Here is an 18,081-nt window from a genome sequence, read left to right as displayed (position 1 = left end):
AAATAGTTACGCGAAGAGAAAGTAACGACCACTCAAGTCGCTTTTGAATATCTGTCTTGTTTTGCATACATGCTCCAAAAGTATAATAGTGCAAGCATACTAGAACGACCGTTCAAAATAAAAATTTCATTTAATTTTGTGTTTTTTAATATTTCTTCGAAAATTAAATGTACTGAAATTTTTTGTGACACGTATCGGTCTAGTCGAATAATAAATAAAAATACGGAATCTTTAATGAAAAGAATAATCGGCCTAGCCGTTAGCACACTCGCGCTCGCCATCAGTCAGTCGTTAGCTGCCCAGCAAGTATCAGATATCGAAGTAGTAGAAGTAACAGGCAATCAACAGAATTTAGACACGCTAAACCCTGGCGATAATACGCTAAAAGGTATATTTGGTAGCGGTTTAAGCGCAGCAGAAACCCCTCGTGCGGTAACGTCACTGTCGGCAGAAGCGATAGAAGCGCTTAACATTAATGATTTACACGACATTGTAAAAGCCGCCCCTAACGCATATGCCTCCAGCGGGTTTGGTACACCCAGCTTGCCAAGTATTCGCGGTCAGTTAGGTGAACTTTTTCAAGACGGCGTGCGTCGTCAGGCCGGTAATAACGGTTTTGGATTGCCGCTATCATTTAACAGCGTTGAGCAAATCGACGTGGTAAAAGGGCCATCACCTGTACTGTTTGGTAGCACGCAGCGTAATGGTGGCTTTGTTAACCTTCAAACCAAGGTCGCGCCTACTAGTCAAAGTAGCGGTAAAGTTACCCTTCGCGCAGGGCGTTGGGATCAGTATTCAGCCCAAGTAGACTACGGCACAGCGATAGAAGAAGGGAAGAGCGGTATTCGCTTCAGTGCTGAATACCTAGACCATGGCAGCTTCTATGACTTTGCCGAACGAGAGAGTACAAACTTATTTGTTGCCTATCGCTATGCGCCTAGCGAAGAGCTGACTTGGGATATTAGCGCTGAATATTACGATACCGATTATCCAGATAACGCGGGGATAAACCGCCCAACTCAAAACCTTATCGACAACGGTATTTATATTACCGGGCAAGGCACTCAGCCTAATGGCAGCACAGTTCCCGGGGCAGGAGCCATTGTTTCTCCTACCGGCGAAGTAGTGATACCAAGAAGCCGCGTATTTACTAACCCTGACGACATAAATGGTGCTGAAACCACAGTTATTCGAAGCATTGTGGAATACAAAGTGGCCGATAACATGGCACTTCGCAATATGACCTATTACCAGTATTTAGAGCGTGAAGAGATAGCCCAAAATAGCTTTGTCGAAATTATTGATGGCGCTGACACCTTCGAAAATCGCACCGAGCTAGATTACCAGTGGAACGATAACCAACTTACAACCGTAGGCTTAGCGCTTCGCTATAACGATGTGCTGGGCTATAGCCAGTTTACCACAGAGGCCGACAATCCGATTGACTTAACTGGGCCTATTTCTAACCGCGTGATCCCACTGACAGACGCGCAAAAAGCACGTTTAGTCGAGTTACGCCCAGGCGTATTTGTATCACCAGGTGCTCAGTATGATTTGGACGGCGATGGAAGCGGCGATTTTAATCTGTCAGACACCACTGATTCCACATCGTGGCAAACTGGGTTGGCACTACAGCAGCGCTCTACATGGACAGACAAGTTCTCAACCATTGCTGGCGTTAGAGTAGATTATTACGATGTTGAAGCCCGCGACCCTTTATCGCCGGTCGGCGTTGAAGCAGCTTCAGATTCGTATAGCGATACGTTAAGCAGCTATCAGTTAAGCGCGGTATACAAACTCACCGGCGACATCAACTTATATGCTGCGTTTTCCGAAAACGATGCCACGTCAAACAGCATGGCGGGGGGCACAGTATTGGGCGGTAATAATGAAATTAACCCGCTTAATTTTGCTACCGAAAATACCCTATATGAAGCAGGGGTAAAATACGCGCCAAGCAGTAAATGGTATGCTGAAGCAGCAGTGTTTGAGCAAACCCGTAGCTTACGTAATCGCGATGGCAGCAACAGCGGCGTTAAAACCAAAGGTTTTGAGTTGCAAATGTTTTATCAAGGCGACGACGTATGGGTCAATGCTGCCTATAGTTATTTAGACGCTCGCTTCGATGACTCTGCAGCGTTTCAAGAAACCGCTCAGGTCATAGACGCGTTTGATAACAGTCGTCCAGATATTATTGAGGGCACTGGTGTGGGTTCGCCGTCGTTTGCCGCGTTCCCTGCATCAAACAGCCGAGTGCAGGGTATTCCGCCGCAAATAGCTTCAATTAATGCTGGGTGGCAGGTTACTGATGATGTTCAGCTTGGTGCGAGTGCGCTGTACACTAAGTCATTCCCGTTAGACTTTTTACAAACCGTGCATATTCGCGATCAGTACAGTATCGACTTAAATGCCGATTACCAAGTTAGCGATGATTTGCGCGTACGCCTAGATGTTATCAACGTTACTGATGAAGAAAATTGGCAGCCGCTTTTTGAAGGGGGCTTTTTTGGCGCTACACTGGTAATGCCTAACGTACCACGTCACGCTCAAGTTACACTACAATACGCGTTTTAAGCGCTAAGGATTATTATGTTTAAGAAAATAGCGCTTATAGGTGTTATCGCTGCGGCTATATTTAGCTTTTTCTATTTTGATTTGAATAGCTATCTAACCCTTCAGGGTATGAAGGACTCCCTTGATACGTTTCAATCACAAATAGAAGAAAACCCTGTATTAAGTATTGGGGTGTTCTTTGCTATCTATGTGGCGGTTACTGCATTGTCGCTACCCGGTGCAGCAATTTTAACCTTAGCCGCAGGGGCCTTGTTTGGCCTAGTGCAGGGTTTAATTATTGTGTCTTTCGCGTCAAGCGTAGGCGCGACATTAGCGTTTTTAGTATCTCGCTTTATATTGCGTGATACCGTCCGTAACAAGTTTAAAGAAAAGCTTAAGAAAATTGACGAAGGTGTGGAAAAGCAAGGTGCGTTCTACTTGTTTACGCTGCGTTTAGTGCCAGTGTTTCCCTTCTTTTTAATCAACCTATTAATGGGGCTTACTTCACTTAAAACCTGGACGTTTTACTGGGTAAGCCAAGTAGGCATGCTTGCCGGTACTGCAGTGTATGTAAACGCAGGTACGCAGCTGGCGCAAATTGACAGCTTGTCTGGCATTGTATCGCCTGGGCTTATCTTTTCATTTGTTCTACTAGGTATATTCCCATGGATAGCCAAAGGCATTGTGGCAATAGTAAATCGCCGTCGCGTCTACAAAGGCTACAATAAGCCGAAGAAATTTGACCGTAACTTAGTGGTGATCGGTGCTGGTGCAGGTGGGTTAGTTACCAGCTATATCGCTGCCGCAGTAAAAGCAAAGGTAACGCTGGTAGAAGCTGGTGAAATGGGGGGCGACTGTCTTAACTATGGCTGCGTACCCAGTAAAGCCATAATAAAAACGGCTAAAGTGGCCAATCAAATGCGCCATGCCGATAACTATGGTTTAGAGCCAATAACACCTGCCTTGTCGTTTAAAAAAGTGATGGCCCGTGTTCACGAAGTAATTGCGGCCATAGCGCCTAACGATAGTGTAGAGCGTTACACCAGTTTAGGTGTGGATGTAGTGAAAGGCTACGCGAAAATCATCGACCCCTGGACAGTAGAGATTAAAAAGAATGATGGCGGCACCCAAACGCTAATTACCAAGAACATTGTTGTAGCCACAGGCGCAGCGCCTTTTGTTCCTGAGCTACCTGGTATCGAACAGAGCGGTTATGTCACCTCTGACACCTTATGGTCTAAATTTGCTGACCTTGAAGAAGCGCCAAAGCGTTTAATCGTGTTGGGTGGTGGGCCTATTGGCTGTGAATTGGCGCAGGCGTTTTCTCGCCTTGGCACCGATGTCACCCAAGTAGAGCGCGCACCGCGGCTTATGGGTCGTGAAGACGCTGATGTAGCTGAATTTTCTGAATCTGTACTTCGTGAAAGCGGCGTGAATGTTCTGACATCTCACGATGCACTGCGCTTTGAAATAAAAGACGGTGAGAAAGTACTGGTTGTCGCTAAAGAAGGTGTTGAATCAACTATCGCCTATGACGAAGTGATTGTGGCTGTTGGTCGAAAGGCTCGTTTACATGGTTTTGGTCTGGAAGATTTGGGTATTCAGTTCGATAGAACCATAGAAACCGATGAATACTTGCAAACCCTGATGCCAAACATTTTTGCTGCAGGTGATGTGGTAGGCCCTTATCAGTTTACACACGTAGCCGCTCACCAAGCGTGGTATGCGGCGGTAAATGCACTTTTCGGTACGTTTAAGAAATTCAAAGTAGACTATCGCGTTATTCCATGGACAACATTTATTGACCCAGAAGTTGCTAGGGTTGGTTTAAATGAGCGGGATGCCGCAGAACAAGAAATTGCTGTAGAAGTAACGCGCTACGAATTTGCCGAACTCGATCGCGCGGTGGCCGAAAGTGCGCGTAAGGGTTTTATTAAGGTGCTTACGCCACCGGGTAAAGATAAAATACTGGGCGTTACCATTGTCTCTGAGCACGCAGGTGACCTGCTCGCTGAATTTGTTATTGCCATGAAACACGATTTAGGACTTAACAAAATTCTTGGAACAATCCACGCGTATCCTACGTGGGCTGAAGGTGCAAAGTATGCAGCGGGTAACTGGAAGCGCGCTAATGCCCCAGAAAAGTTACTAAGCTATGTAGAGAAGTTTCATACTTGGCGCAGAGGGTAATCATTGTGGAAAACAACCAAACGGTTTCAAAGCGTAAATTGGCGTTGCTATTTCGCCGTATTGCAGCAGGCGGCATAGCGCTGCTTGCTGCAAGCGCAAGTTTCTATGCTAGCGCTGAAGATGGCCTACATAGCACGTTTGATAATTTATTGAGTAAGTATGTTACGCCGATTTCTAACGGCGCAAGTACACAAGTAGATTACGGCGGATTTAAACTAGAGCGCGCTAAACTTAACAAGTATTTAGGGCGCTTAGCTAAGGTAGAGCAAAGTACCTTCGATTCATGGGATAAGGATAAACAGCTAGCTTTTCTTATTAATGCCTACAACGCCTATACCATCGAGTTGATTTTAACTGAATACCCAGATATTGAGTCAATTCGGGATTTGGGAAGTTTCTTTTCTTCACCCTGGAAAAAAGAGATAGCCCCGCTGCTTGGCAAGACCCGTACGTTAGATGAAATTGAACACGAACTGATTCGCGGCACAAACCAAACCACCCAAACATACAATGAGCCTCGCATTCATTTCGCAGTAAATTGCGCCAGTATAGGTTGCCCTGCGCTTCGTGAAGAAGCGTACTTGGGTGATAAAATAGATTTACAGCTAGAGGCGCAAACTACACGATTTTTGGCTGATACATCTCGAAACAAGATGAGCGGCGATACACTCTATTTGTCAAAAATATTTGATTGGTACAGTGAAGACTTTGACCGTGAAAGTGGTGAGTGGCGTAAAACATCATCGCTTAACGAGTTTCTCTTGCTGTATAAAGACTCAATGCAATTAACCGAAGCGCAAGTTTCTTCGTTGAAAAATGATACGGCTGATATTGAATACCTTGACTATGATTGGGCGCTTAATGCCGCAAAGTAGCGCTAAAAACGCTGCTTTAAATATCTCAAGGTGGCGAAACAAGTGGCAATTACATAGTACGATAATATCGTGTTTTTTTAATGTACAGGTATTCGCTTTTACCTGCATAGTTGTCTTTGCTGTACTTGGGTTAGCCCAGCCTGCGATAGGCAAAACTAACCATGAAACAGCCACAGATGACTTACCTCTTGTGCGATTTCATGCTTGGGGCGGTAGCGCCCAGGTCAATGGCTACCTTCAGTGGGTAGCCGCTCAAGTTAAGACGCGTTTTAACATAGAGCTTCAACATGTGAAACTGGCTGACACTAGTGATGCGGTGTCTCGGGTACTTGCTGAAAAAGCAGCGGGTAATCACACTAATGGGAGTGTTGATCTTATATGGATAAACGGCGAAAACTTCGCTGCCATGAAAAAACATGACTTGCTTAGTGCTTCGTGGGTGGATGAACTTGACAACTTTAGCCTTACCAACCCCGATGAAAATCCTGCTGTAACAACAGACTTTGGTGAGCCTACCTTAGGGATGGAAGCGCCTTGGGGCAAGGCATCTATGGTGTTTTATTATCGTAGCGCACACTTAAATACGCTAGGACTTATGGCGCCGAGAACAGTTGGCGAGCTCCTTAGGTTTAGCCAAAAATCCCCGGGTAAATTCACTTATCCGGTACCTAGCGATTATCTAGGGGTTAGTTTTATCAAGTATGCAGCGCTAGCTCTTAATAAAGATAAGCATAGCCTGTTTTATCAACCCGTTAATAATAAAGCGCTTAATATGGTTCTGCCGGTTTTATGGAAATATCTTGATGCGCTGCATCCAACTATGTGGCAGCAAGGTAAACACATGCTAAGACAAGCGTCTCAACTACAGCGCTTAGTAGGGACGGGGGAGCTTTCAATGGCCTTTTCATTTACCGCTTCAGAAATTCCCTCGGCAGTATCTCGCTACGATTTACCTGAAGACGTACGCACTTATTCTATGCAAGACGGAAGCTTGGCAAACGTTCATTTTGTGGGGCTAACTTATAACTCAAAAAACAAAGCGGCGGCAAAAACAGTGGTTAACTTTCTGCTCTCTCCAAATGCACAGGCTAAGAAACAAGCGGTAGATGTGTGGGGAGACGACACAGTGCTTGATATAAATGAACTTTCAACGTCGCAGCGAGCGCTTTTTGTTGAAGACAATATGCACCCGTCGGCGTTAGATAAATCTCAAGCAGCGATATTGTTAGCTGAGCCTCATTCAAGCTGGACCGACGCGCTGCGAGAAGCGTGGTATGAGCGCTACGGAGCTCGCTACTAATGTTCGCTCAAATTACTCGAATTGTGCGTTGGTGCTTGTTACTTCTACTTTGTATTCCCGTTTTGGCAGGTTTGGTTGGCGTAGCGTTTCCCGCGTTAGGTTATTTTCCCGCAATAGGCGCCAACACATTCTCACTAGACGTTTTTAAAGAATTGTTTGCCCGTGATGACATATGGCAAATGGTTTGGCTTTCGCTTTTTTCCGGAGTGGGTTCAACATTGGTGGCAATGGCGGGCGCATTTTTGTTGTTGGCTTCGTTCTATCAATCTAAATGGCTGAGCAGAGTTCAAGGTTTATTGAGCCCTTTTCTTGTTTTCCCCCACGCAGCTGCGGCTATTGCCTTGTTATTTGCATTAAGCCCGTCAGGCATATTTGCTCGAATAGCCGCTATAGGAACAAATACCGTTATTCCTGGTACTAGCGATACTCTTTTCCCATACGATTCTGGGGGGCTAAGCGTACTACTGGCATTAAGTTTAAAAGAATTGCCCTTCATTATTTTAATGGCGTTAAGCGTAATGTCGCAGCCTTTAGTCAAAAGTAAGCTCTCGGGCTATATTAAAGTAGGAACTGCACTAGGCTATTCTCCTTCGGCAGTGTTTTTTAAGCTTGTGATCCCGACAGTCTTTGCACAAATAAAATTGCCTATCTTAGCTGTGTTGGTATTCGCCACCTCTAATGTTGAAATTCCGCTTATATTAGGGGGTAATAACCCCAGCACTTTGGCCGTAGCGATTATGCATTGGTTTAATCATATAGATTTATCTATGCGTCTATTAGCTAGCAGTGCGGCAGTACTTCAGGTGGCCGTGAGTGCATTGGCTTTGCTTCTTTTCCTAGGTGGTGAACGTATAGTTGTTTATGTAGGAAAAATCAGGCTAGCGAAAGGAAACAGGCGCTTTTCTGATGGGCTTGTGCACGGCGCAGCTTATAGTATTGTCGCGCTGTACGTCAGTTTGATAAGTGCGGTCGTTTATTCCGTATTTATGTTTTCAATAGCTAAACAATGGTCGTTCCCTTTTTTATTGCCAGAAGGCACAACGCTTTTGCATTGGAACACGGCGTTTGAAGCCCTCGCAACGCCACTTTCAAATAGCTTGTTGCTGGGCGGGCTGGTAAGCACATCGGCGTTGGGATTGGTGCTATTTACTTTAGAAAGTGAGCAGCTCAAACCCGCAGGTTTAAATGCAGACAGGGCTTTTTCCGTTTCACTGTTTTTACCGCTATTGGTTCCCGGCGTGGCTTTTTTATACGGCCTAGTCTGGTTCCAGCAACTGGTATTGCAAAACGCTGTTTGGTTTCATACCTACATTGCCCATATGGTTTATGTTGTGCCATATATGTTTTTATCGATGGCGGTGGCCTATCGCAAATTCGACAATCGATATGCAATGGTTGCACAAAGCTTGGGGAAAACGCCGTGGCAAGTGTTCTACTACATTAAGTTACCATCTCTTTTCGGCGCAATTATGGTGGCGTGGGCTTTGGGACTTGCCATTAGTTTTAGTCAGTATTTACCCACCTTGTTGGCGTCTGGCGGCACCATTGCCACCATTACTACAGAAGCTGTCGCATCGGTGTCAGGCAGCAGCACGCGCTTAACCGCCGTGTTCGTAATTATCCAAGGGGTAATGCCATTAGTGGGCTTTGTTATAGCCTGGTATTTACCTGCAGCTTTGGTAAAACAAGGTAGCAGGGTATCCGCAGTAGAAAAAAAGAGTAGAGCAGTATTACATGGCGCTTAGTTTAGAAAATCTGGTTGTCTCTCATGCACAAAATGCGCTGCTAAAAGTAAATGTATGCGTTAACGACGGTGAAATTTTAACGGTAATGGGGCCAAGTGGGGCTGGCAAATCAACATTGCTGCAAGCTATCTCCGGTCAGCTTCATGCGCCGTTTAGCGTTAGCGGAAAAGTTAAAATTAATGGAGTTGTGGTAAACGACAAAGCGGCTCATTTGCGAAAAGTAGGTATTATGTTTCAAGATGCATTGTTATTTGAACATATGTCGGTTGCTGAAAATATTGCTTTCGCTATGCCTTCAGGTAGTTATGCAAACCAGCAGGCTAAAATGGATACTATTGATGAAATGCTCGGTGCTGTCGATTTAAAAGGCATAGGTGAGCGCTCAGTCACTACGTTATCAGGCGGACAGCAAGCGCGGGTTTCTTTACTAAGAACGCTAGCCTCTACGCCCGACGTAGTATTGTTAGATGAGCCCTTTAGTAAACTAGATATTGCTCTTCGTGAGCAAATTCGAAGCTGGACTTTCAAGCAGCTTAAAGAACGTAACATTCCCGCAGTACTTGTAACACACGACAAAGAGGACTCCCTCGCTGCTGGCGGCCAAATAATTGAGTTATCACCATGTTAGACGCAAAAGTTACCCCCTTCATTAAGCCGCTTTTAAAGCCGTTGATCACGACGCTAGATGCAAAGGGCATTAGCCCTAATCAGGTTACTGTCGCTGGTTTTGTTTTAGGTTTGTTAGCGGTTCCCTTTATTATTCTTAACTGGTGGGGGGCTGCACTTAGCTGCATCATACTTAACAGGGTGTTCGATGGGGTCGACGGCGAGTTAGCGCGATTTCAGCAAAGTAGCAGCAGCGCAGGTGGGTTTCTTGATATCTGTTTAGACTTTTTGTTTTACGCCTCTATACCTTTGGCATTTGGCATTGCAGATCCTACTAACTGGGGTATTCCTGCAATGGTGCTACTTGCCACATTTATTGGTACGGGCAGTAGCTTTCTAGCCTTTGCTATTGCAGCAGAAAAATTTCATATAGATAGACCACAGTTTTCCAATAAGAGCTTTTACTACATGCAGGGGCTAACAGAAGGAACTGAAACAATAGTTGTGTTTCTCGCCTTTTGCGTTTGGCCTGAGCATTTTGCTGTGCTTGCTTATATTTTTGCAGCGGCCTGTGCCGTAACGGTAGTTACCCGTATTGCGGGTGGTTTTAGTACTCTAAATAAAGTAGAGGTAGCGCAAAGTCAGCGGTCTTCAATTGATAATGTATAACGCGTATTTTAATACGCTCCTGACATTCAACTAGCGTAACAAAGTAGTTAAGAAGTAAAAATGAAACCTAATCAAAAAGAGAATTGCAGTGGATAATGCGTCTGTTATTCGCCTAAGTGTATTTATTAGTGTATTTGTCTTTATGGCACTTCTAGAAGCGCTTTTTCCAGCGCGCAACGCAGTGCTAGATAGAAAAACACGTTGGGTAGGTAATCTCTCCATGGTAGTGATGGGCGCACTTGTGTCGAGAGTTCTACTTCCCGCTACGTTAGTAGGTGTTTCGTTGTGGGCTCAGCAAGAAGGCGTTGGGCTATTTAATCTACTTTTAGACCAAACAAACAGTGCCTCGCCTTTATCTAGTCAAACTTCTAATACGCAAAGCGGTAGCCTTGTATTTGTTGTAACCGTGGTTTTAAGCGTACTGCTGTTGGATATGCTTATTTATTGGCAGCACCGTTTATTTCACACAGTACCTTTTCTATGGCGTTTTCACAAAATGCATCACGCCGACAGCCATGTAGATACCACTACAGGCCTTAGGTTTCACCCAGTTGAAATTGCTATCAGCCTTGGGGTTAAGACACTGGCCGTGGCATTGCTAGGTATACCGGCAATTGCTATTGTTGTATTTGAAGTGGCACTTAACGGTTTCGCGCTTTTTAATCATGCTAATATTCGAATTCCGCAAAAGTGGGATGATAGAATTGGGTGGGTACTTATTACCCAGCGCCTGCACCGTATACATCACAGCCAAGCCAAAACAGAATCAAATTCTAACTATGGCTTCAGCGTATCTTGGTGGGACCGGCTTTTTAAAAGCTTCACCCCTAGAGCGAAACAAAGCGACGAAACATTATCTATTGGGCAGCAGGATGTGCCGCCTGTAAAAGAGAACGCGTCAATTAGGGCGCTGCTATTGCAACCGTTTAAAAGCAGGTAAACTAATACAAAGTTCGCTTTATCGAACGTCGGTTTTTCCTATTGATAGATAACCGTGCATCTGAACGTATAAACGCGACTTAGCTGCAGCCAAGCTGTATGGCTAACTCACCTAATTTACCTTCTACAATTTCTTCACTTTCTTCAGGTAACACGGGCATAATATCTAACCCAGTTCTTGCTTCTACTTCATCTATAGTAACTTGTGTTGCGCAGTAATCGTCACGGCGAGACGCGTTTTGCTGCATGATAAACGCAGACGCCTCCACTAAACCGTTAACTTCACTTACGACGACTTTAAAGTAACCGCTAGGGATGCTATGCAATTCATCGGCACCCGGTAACGCAGCGAAAAATGTCTCGTAAAGAGGGCCCGAAACCACATACACATCCTGCCCTTTTCTTACTAGACTACGCACAGCATTTTCCAATTTAACCCATGGACCTTGGTTTAAATCAGAGTCCTGCGGGGTTATGTTCGATAAATAGTTAAGCTCTCGCCAATTCGGTGAGTTGCTAAACGATGCTAAAGGGACTTGATGCCCTCTATCTGTACCTATACCTCGCCACGCTCCCTTGTAATCGCCGGGCTCAAGCGTACTTTCATCTTCAAGCTCAGGATCTGCTTTCCAGTTTCTGCTTCGGGAAGGCCCGTCAATGGTGTCGGGGGTTACGTGATACGCCACCCAGTTGGCAAATTTAGTTTGCGGATTATTGTTTAATGTATAAATCGAACGGGTAATAGTTTGCCCGCTTAAACCAATAGGGCAGCTAAATACGCAGTTTTCTGCAAAAGTAGCAAACGAAAATAACGCAAGAGATACAGCTAACATTCTCTTCATATAGTTTTACAGCCCATTTCTTCCTGAATAATGACTCGTCACAAAATACCTGTACCAAAGTACAGGCTTTAAACCAAGAATAGTACGTAAATATCGGGCTAAAAAAAAGAATGGTGGTAAAAAAAGTGCGCAAGAAGTGCGGCTTCAGTGTTCTTAAATGACAGTCTTTGTACTTAGAATATTATTTTACGGGGAAGCTGGAAAAGCGTGCAATAGGCATCAAGAGACAGTTAGGGCGAATTAAATTACGCCAAGTGCTTTTATCACTAAATACCCTGTACCTAGCTGCATCAAAATGCCAATAGACAAAAACACACCGTCGCGGTTAGTCATACCCAAAGCCGTAACACAAAGGGCAAAAGCAGGGAGGGCAACGGCAAAAGGAAGAGCTTCTAGCGGGATCATACAAAGTGCCGCAAGAGCACAATATCCAGCGATTATATTCTTTGCGGGTGAGTCTGACAAAAATGTGAGGCGGGGTTTAAGTAGCTTTTCAAATTTCTTAGCGTAAGGCTTAGCTTTGTCTATGGCGCTTTCTAGTTTATTAGAACTCACTTCTTTTTGTTTAAGCGCTTTAGGTAGCCATGGGCTTTTTTTTCCCCAAGCCGCCTGAATACAAATAAAAAACAACGTTAAACCACATAAAGTAGGTACGCCTGGTATTGCCCCGGTGGGAAGTAAAGCTATGAGGGCGGGTACTAAAAGAAGGGGACCAAAACCTCGGTCTTCAAAGCGATCGACAATTTCACCGAGTGACGTCTTTTCACTTTCCTCATCGTACATTTCATCTAAAAGCTCTACGATTGAGTTGCTCATAATTGATGTTTAGTCCCTGTTGCAAAAGCGCTGTATGTAAGTCAGTACGCCCGTATCTTAATTAAGTTTAATAATTGGCTTTGGGAAACTACATTCAAATACAGGCGATTTGATTTTATTGTTATGAAAGTACTGCTACTTTTAAATAGAACTCCTTATTGAGATAGATTTTGAAAAAGAACGAAGCCCTTTCAATTTTTCGCCAAATACCGTCAAGTATATTATTTAAATGTACCGATAGTTCTGAGATCTATGCGAGCCAATATTTTGAAAAAAATTTTGGAATAATTGACGCAAAAGCGTTTGAAAATAGTTCAATTACATTTTTTGACCAGAAATCAAAACGAGAAGTGTCTGTGGGCGAGAACCCGTTTTTTCTTGTGGAATCAGGCCAGCAGTTCGCTGACTCTTTTCGACTTCAAACAAGCTCTAGAACCATGAATTGCTTTATTGAAGGAGAGGTTGTTCACACACCAACTAGCGATTGGATTGTTCTTCATGTCAAAACCGATATCACAGGGCTGTTAGATCTTAGTAAAAAAGAATCACAAATTAACAAGCACATTACTTTCAACCAACTACTCACCAATTTTTCCTCAAAGCTTATCAATGCCGACGTTAATGAATTAGATAATATTATCGACCAAGCATTGGCGGCGTTTGGCACTTTTTGCGACGTAGATCGATGTTACTTATTCGAGTTTCTTGATGGCGGCGAATTAATGTCAAATACCCACGAATGGGCAGCGGCGGGGGTTACTCCCTACATTGACGAGCTACAAAATATTCCAGCTGACTCCATGCCTTTTTTCATGAGCCATATTGCGAATGGTTTGTTCAAGGTGGATAACGTAGCTACGCTGCCGGAATACGCGGCATCGGAAAAGGAGCTTTTAGAAGAGCAACGAATTTACTCTCTTCTTTGCGTACGCATTATGGTTGACGGAACAATTTATGGGTTTATTGGATGCGATATTATTGGGGCGCCTTATTCATGGAAAGCGTTCGATATTGAATATTTGCGCCGTATAGGTGAAATGCTCGGTAATACGCTTCAAAACTTGCACAACCGAAAAGCATTGCAAAAAATGCAAATTGAGCTGCTTGAAGCGAATAAGCAGTTAGAGCGTTTAGCTAATATCGATGGACTAACAGGGCTTGCAAATAGGCGCTTGTTTGACGCTACGATAAAATCCGATATGAAGCGTTCTAAAGAGAATGGTATTCCCATCGGTTTATTGTTAATTGATGTAGATTATTTTAAACAATATAACGATTATTACGGTCACGTTGCAGGAGACAATGTGCTTATAAAAGTGGCTGAGACACTTTCTAAGAGCTGTTTAGGTAACGACGACTTGATAGCAAGATATGGTGGGGAAGAGTTCGCTATTATCCTGCCAAGCACTGATAGTGACGCCTTACAGTGTATTGCCGCTAGAATTCTTCGCAATGTATCACAGCTGTCGATAGCTCATGAAAAATCAAAAATTAAAGATGTTCTGACGGTCAGTATTGGTATGGCTTGTTTTAATAGCCGTCTATCAACTAAACAGAATAGTGTAGAAAAAGAATATTGTAATGCTACCTCATTCATCGAGGACGTCGATGCTGCGCTTTATCGCGCCAAAAATTCAGGTAGAAATTGCGCAACGTTTTAATTGCAACGTTGCGCGTGAATACAAGTCTAGGCTTTTAGAAGTAAGCGGGTTACACCCTTAGGGCTTAGTATTTTATTTAAGATGCTTTAACCTAGGATATTTGCAACACTAACTTACCAACGTGTTTTTTCTTTTCAAAGTCAGTTTGCGCCTGCTTAATATCTTTTAAGGGGTATGTATTAGATACCAGAGGTTTAATATTACCTCTTTCGATGTGGTTGACTAAGTTTTCAAACACGCCTTCATCCAATACGGTGCAACCTAATAAGGTTAAATCCTTTAAGTAAAGGGTTCGCACATCTAAATTAACGTTTGGTCCAGCTATTGCGCCAGACGTTGCGTAGTGACCAAAAGGTTTTAAAATTTCTAGTAGTTCGGGCCAACGAGGACCTGCTACAAGATCAACGACAACATCAAACGGTGCTTTTTTAGCATATTTAGCCCAGTCGTCATCGCGTAAAGTGGTTTCATCAGCGCCTAAATCCTGCAATGTGGCTTTCTTGTCTTCACTGGTTACTGCCACCACATAAGCACCGCGGGCTTTTGCAAGTTGAACTGCCGCAGAGCCAACGCCACCCGATGCACCTGTAATGAAAACACGCTCATTAGCTTTAACATTGGCGCGATGCAAAAGATTCTCGGCCGTTGAGTATGAACAAGGAAAGGACGCGAGCTCTACGTCAGACATAGCAGTATTTACGGCGTGTGCGTGACGGGCGGCTACTTTGGTATATTGAGCGAAACCACCGTTGCACTCCGAGCCATAGTACCAAGGAGATTCAAGTTCTTTGCTATCGGCTTCAGTCAGGCAGGGCTCTATGATTACTCTTTCACCAATTCGGTTCGGATTTACATTTTTTCCTACTGCAACAATATAACCACAAACATCAGCACCCTGAATTAACGGCAAGTTTAAAGCGTTACCTCCCCAGCTGGCGTCTTCAGCATCATTGTCACCTTTTGAATACCAGCCTTTTCGCGTGTTCAGGTCGGTATTGTTAACGCCCGCTGCACGCACTTCAATAAGCACATCATTGTCTGTCAGTGTGGGCATGGGAATACTTTCATTAAAGTTAAGTGCGTCAAGGTCACCGTGCTTTGTTAACTGTACGCCATACATTTCGTTGGGTAGGGTTTTCATAATGGTCTCCTAAGAGGTAAATTGAAATAAGTAAACGTTAAAAATGAAGCTAATAAGAAGATGTTAATCAAGCAATGTGTTCAAGGTAGATTTCGCTGCACAGAGCGCTTTGTCTCCAAGAGTAGGCCATGCCGATGACATACCTTCATGCAGCAAAAACACGCTATTGGACAATACTTCGTCTTGTAGCTTTTCATTTAGCCACGTCCAAACGGCGTGCTTATGTTCATTAACGGCCGCTTCAATTTGCTGGTTGCCCGGGTAACTCGCTAACGCTTGAAGCGACATGCAGCCTCGCGGCGCAAAGGTACTAAGCCATAGCGATAAACGTTCGAATATATGATGAAGTGCCTCGTTTCGAGAAGGTGGGCAGTGTTCCTCTAAAAATGAAATATAGCGGCTGTGCCGATAGTTAAGCGCACCAATGATCATATCTTCTTTTGATGGAAAGTACTTGTAGAGGGTTTTAAGCGTTGTACCTGTGTAGTCTTTTAGTTTTGCCACATTAGGTTCTGCGAAACCATAAAGTGCAAAGGCCTGTTCTAATTTTGAGGCTAGTTCAATTTGTTTGGGCGTCATTACCTTTACCTCTTTTAAAAAATTATCCAATCATTCTGTAAGCGGCTCTAGCAGATAGAGTTGCTCGGGCATACGGCTTGATTCTGTGTCTGATGAAGTAGAACGATTATTCTACCTTTTATAGTAGAATGATCGTTCTACATCGTCAACGTGCGCGTTCAAACTACGTAAACTTTAACGCTAACGTTGCACATATTAGTCACAATTTACTTTGTGATTATTTTTAGTCACATATTGTGGTGTGATTGTTTTTGAATTTGGTGATTAGGCGTGTCATAGTGGTAACAAGTTGAAGCGTTTCTTGTAATGAAAAAAGATCACGGCGGCGCATAGTGCACACGAATAAAAACACCGCAATAATTAACAAATCGAAGAGTTATGCTGGCGTTCTGACTGGCGATATCACAGACTCTCAGTCTTATTCTGACGAAGATTTCAGAAATATCCTCGCTGCACTAAATAAGTATTTGTCGAATTACGCTAAGCAGTATGACGGCCATTTTGATATCTATCGCGGCGACGCATTTCAGCTGGCGGTGAATCAACCTCAATACAGTATGCACATTGCATTTGGTCTGCGCTTAGCGCTAAAAGCTCACACGCCGAGCGTTGATGTAAGAATTAGTGTGGCGATAGGTGAAGCGCATTATCGCCCAAAAGAAGTAAAAACAGGGGCGGGGGAAGCCTTTGTTTTATCTGGGAGAGGTCTCGATACGATCAAACCCAACCACCTTGCTTTTCACAGCAACAACACCGAGCTTGAAAACAAAACCCAGTTACTTACACGTTTTGCCGATACTCACGTAAGCGGTTTAACGCAAACTCAATCAGAAACCTTACTGGCCTACCTTCAAGCCTCGGATAAAAGTCATGAAAATATAGCGGCATTACTTGATAAAAATAGAAGTAATGTAAGTCGAATTCTTAACGCGAGTAATTACAAACTTGTTGCTGAATACCTTGAATATATGAAGCATGCCATCGTCGCCCAATAACAAAGACTCCAGAAAAAAAGAATCGAGTAAAAAAAATCGAGTAACAAAAACTGAACAACAAAAAAGTAAGCACTAAAACAATTAGCAACAAGACATAGAGCTACTGAAGTAGAACGAAACAACAAGGAAGCATAACGTGCAGTGGAAAAACTTAAATGATTACCGCCATAACTGGAGCGTTATATGATAGCTGAAACATCAAAAGGCGCTATTGTTAACGCCGCCTCTGATTTTGCACAGCCTGAACTATTGGTGGGGTTGCTACTTGCTCACTTACTTGCCGACTTTTATTTTCAACCCTATTCATGGGTAAAGCAAAGAAACGAGCGGCACGCGCTGGCGTTACCTTTGTATTTACATGCACTATTACATGGTGCACTCGCCTTTATAGCACTTGTACTTTTATCCGGTATCGATAGCATGGCTACGATAGGCATCGCAACGCTTGTAATAGCGGTTTCCCATTTTAAAATTGACGTGATTAAGTCTTATTGCTCCCAAAATACTACCGCGTTTGTCATCGATCAACTTGCGCACGTGGTTGTGATCGTGGTCGTGTTTTTATATGCCACAGACCAATGGCACAGTGCACTAACGTTACTAAAGCTACTAGGTGTACAACATTTAGCGGTGCTTTTAGCCTATTTAGCAGTACTCAAACCCAGCTCAATTATTATAAAGCAGCTGCTGTCCCCTTGGAGCATTGAAGTTTTAACTAACAAACCCCCATCAGCCCATCCTAATGACCCGCCTACCATAACCACAGAAGCACAACAAACCTTGTCACTGGCAGGGCAGCGTATTGGCTACTTAGAACGTGTACTCATGTTAACCTTTGTATTGCTAAATCAGTTTTCTGCTATTGGGTTTCTTATTGCAGCTAAATCTATTTTCCGTTTCGGTGATTTAACCAAGCACCAGGATAGAAAACTTACCGAGTATGTACTGCTCGGCACCTTTACTAGCGTGGCAATGACATTAGCTATTGGCCTGGCGTGCTCGGCGGTGTTAGGGCACCTACCTATTAAAATTTAGTAACCCGTAATTATCACGCAAGTTAAATTAAGAACCCTTAGCTATAACGGCTATGGTTATAGTGCAAAAGGCCGTTCAACTTCGATAATGTTCGTTTAATTAATAAAAAACAATTGTGTATGAAACGTAAAAATG

The 18,081-nt window shown here is 43.7% G+C and carries 15 protein-coding genes; 11 read left to right on the top strand and 4 right to left on the bottom strand.

From position 1 onward, the window contains the following. Nucleotides 1-234: 234 nt before the first annotated feature. The 8 genes from KL866_RS07215 to KL866_RS07180 all read left to right on the top strand — a co-directional run bounded on the left by KL866_RS07215 (nt 235) and on the right by KL866_RS07180 (nt 10,878). Nucleotides 235-2,574 (top strand): TonB-dependent siderophore receptor, encoded by a 2,340-nt coding sequence (locus KL866_RS07215; protein ID WP_025255038.1) that lies wholly within the window; start codon nt 235-237, stop codon nt 2,572-2,574. Nucleotides 2,575-2,589: 15 nt separating this feature from the next. Next, nucleotides 2,590-4,743, top strand: coding sequence for an FAD-dependent oxidoreductase (locus KL866_RS07210; protein WP_214994327.1), 2,154 nt, complete (start codon nt 2,590-2,592; stop codon nt 4,741-4,743). A 38-nt stretch (nt 4,744-4,781) separates the two neighbouring features. Beyond that, nucleotides 4,782-5,618, top strand: a complete 837-nt coding sequence (locus KL866_RS07205; protein ID WP_251139897.1) for a DUF547 domain-containing protein — start codon at nt 4,782-4,784, stop codon at nt 5,616-5,618. Beyond that, nucleotides 5,605-6,918 carry an ABC transporter substrate-binding protein gene (locus KL866_RS07200; RefSeq protein WP_029661398.1) on the top strand — a complete coding sequence of 438 codons (1,314 nt, stop codon included), beginning with the start codon at nt 5,605-5,607 and terminating at the stop codon, nt 6,916-6,918. Before KL866_RS07205 ends, KL866_RS07200 begins: the two co-directional genes overlap by 14 nt. After that, the gene (locus KL866_RS07195; protein WP_214994318.1) at nt 6,918-8,663 is read left to right on the top strand and encodes an ABC transporter permease; all 1,746 of its coding nucleotides are present in this window, start codon (nt 6,918-6,920) and stop codon (nt 8,661-8,663) included. The genes KL866_RS07200 and KL866_RS07195 overlap by 1 nt, the downstream gene beginning before the upstream one ends. Next, nucleotides 8,653-9,291 carry an ATP-binding cassette domain-containing protein gene (locus KL866_RS07190; RefSeq protein ID WP_214994316.1) on the top strand — a complete coding sequence of 213 codons (639 nt, stop codon included), beginning with the start codon at nt 8,653-8,655 and terminating at the stop codon, nt 9,289-9,291. Before KL866_RS07195 ends, KL866_RS07190 begins: the two co-directional genes overlap by 11 nt. Further along, the gene (locus KL866_RS07185; RefSeq protein WP_025255044.1) at nt 9,285-9,938 is read left to right on the top strand and encodes a CDP-alcohol phosphatidyltransferase family protein; all 654 of its coding nucleotides are present in this window, start codon (nt 9,285-9,287) and stop codon (nt 9,936-9,938) included. The genes KL866_RS07190 and KL866_RS07185 overlap by 7 nt, the downstream gene beginning before the upstream one ends. Nucleotides 9,939-10,026: 88 nt before the next feature. Beyond that, nucleotides 10,027-10,878 carry a sterol desaturase family protein gene (locus tag KL866_RS07180; protein WP_025255045.1) on the top strand — a complete coding sequence of 284 codons (852 nt, stop codon included), beginning with the start codon at nt 10,027-10,029 and terminating at the stop codon, nt 10,876-10,878. A gap of 79 nt (nt 10,879-10,957) precedes the next feature. On the opposite strand, the gene KL866_RS07175 is transcribed toward KL866_RS07180, so the two are convergent. Both KL866_RS07175 and KL866_RS07170 read right to left on the bottom strand, forming a co-directional pair. Beyond that, nucleotides 10,958-11,719: a DNA/RNA non-specific endonuclease gene (locus KL866_RS07175; RefSeq protein ID WP_025255046.1), complete on the bottom strand. Its 762-nt coding sequence runs from the start codon at nt 11,717-11,719 to the stop codon at nt 10,958-10,960. A gap of 240 nt (nt 11,720-11,959) precedes the next feature. Continuing rightward, the gene (locus KL866_RS07170; protein WP_025255047.1) at nt 11,960-12,535 is read right to left on the bottom strand and encodes an exopolysaccharide biosynthesis protein; all 576 of its coding nucleotides are present in this window, start codon (nt 12,533-12,535) and stop codon (nt 11,960-11,962) included. 170 nt (nt 12,536-12,705) lie between these two features. Here KL866_RS07170 and KL866_RS07165 point away from each other — a divergent pair, with 170 nt between their 5' ends. After that, the gene (locus KL866_RS07165; RefSeq protein ID WP_025255048.1) at nt 12,706-14,196 is read left to right on the top strand and encodes a diguanylate cyclase domain-containing protein; all 1,491 of its coding nucleotides are present in this window, start codon (nt 12,706-12,708) and stop codon (nt 14,194-14,196) included. A 91-nt stretch (nt 14,197-14,287) separates the two neighbouring features. Here KL866_RS07165 and KL866_RS07160 read toward each other — a convergent pair whose 3' ends face one another. After that, nucleotides 14,288-15,337: an alcohol dehydrogenase family protein gene (locus tag KL866_RS07160; RefSeq protein ID WP_214994308.1), complete on the bottom strand. Its 1,050-nt coding sequence runs from the start codon at nt 15,335-15,337 to the stop codon at nt 14,288-14,290. Between the two features lie 63 nt (nt 15,338-15,400). Further along, complete coding sequence (locus KL866_RS07155) at nt 15,401-15,916, bottom strand: TetR/AcrR family transcriptional regulator (protein WP_214994307.1); 516 nt, start codon at nt 15,914-15,916, stop codon at nt 15,401-15,403. 332 nt (nt 15,917-16,248) lie between these two features. Here KL866_RS07155 and KL866_RS07150 point away from each other — a divergent pair, with 332 nt between their 5' ends. Both KL866_RS07150 and KL866_RS07145 read left to right on the top strand, forming a co-directional pair. After that, nucleotides 16,249-16,911 (top strand): hypothetical protein, encoded by a 663-nt coding sequence (locus KL866_RS07150; RefSeq protein ID WP_311236128.1) that lies wholly within the window; start codon nt 16,249-16,251, stop codon nt 16,909-16,911. Between the two features lie 183 nt (nt 16,912-17,094). Next, nucleotides 17,095-17,946 carry a DUF3307 domain-containing protein gene (locus KL866_RS07145; RefSeq protein WP_214994305.1) on the top strand — a complete coding sequence of 284 codons (852 nt, stop codon included), beginning with the start codon at nt 17,095-17,097 and terminating at the stop codon, nt 17,944-17,946. The last annotated feature ends 135 nt before the right edge of the window (nt 17,947-18,081 follow it).

It is taken from the genome of Alteromonas sp. ALT199, assembly GCF_018619335.1.
Lineage (GTDB): Bacteria > Pseudomonadota > Gammaproteobacteria > Enterobacterales > Alteromonadaceae > Alteromonas.
The sequence above is the reverse complement of the archived record's forward strand: the minus strand, read 5'-3'. Positions and strand labels throughout refer to the sequence as shown.

Coding starts and splice junctions, on each gene's coding strand:
- KL866_RS07155 (WP_214994307.1), bottom strand. CDS start 15,916: ATGACGCCCAAACAAATTGAACTAGCCTCAAAATTAGAACAGGCCTTT.
- KL866_RS07170 (WP_025255047.1), bottom strand. CDS start 12,535: ATGAGCAACTCAATCGTAGAGCTTTTAGATGAAATGTACGATGAGGAA.
- KL866_RS07185 (WP_025255044.1), top strand. CDS start 9,285: ATGTTAGACGCAAAAGTTACCCCCTTCATTAAGCCGCTTTTAAAGCCG.
- KL866_RS07190 (WP_214994316.1), top strand. CDS start 8,653: ATGGCGCTTAGTTTAGAAAATCTGGTTGTCTCTCATGCACAAAATGCG.
- KL866_RS07210 (WP_214994327.1), top strand. CDS start 2,590: ATGTTTAAGAAAATAGCGCTTATAGGTGTTATCGCTGCGGCTATATTT.
- KL866_RS07175 (WP_025255046.1), bottom strand. CDS start 11,719: ATGAAGAGAATGTTAGCTGTATCTCTTGCGTTATTTTCGTTTGCTACT.
- KL866_RS07145 (WP_214994305.1), top strand. CDS start 17,095: ATGATAGCTGAAACATCAAAAGGCGCTATTGTTAACGCCGCCTCTGAT.
- KL866_RS07160 (WP_214994308.1), bottom strand. CDS start 15,337: ATGAAAACCCTACCCAACGAAATGTATGGCGTACAGTTAACAAAGCAC.
- KL866_RS07195 (WP_214994318.1), top strand. CDS start 6,918: ATGTTCGCTCAAATTACTCGAATTGTGCGTTGGTGCTTGTTACTTCTA.
- KL866_RS07200 (WP_029661398.1), top strand. CDS start 5,605: ATGCCGCAAAGTAGCGCTAAAAACGCTGCTTTAAATATCTCAAGGTGG.
- KL866_RS07215 (WP_025255038.1), top strand. CDS start 235: ATGAAAAGAATAATCGGCCTAGCCGTTAGCACACTCGCGCTCGCCATC.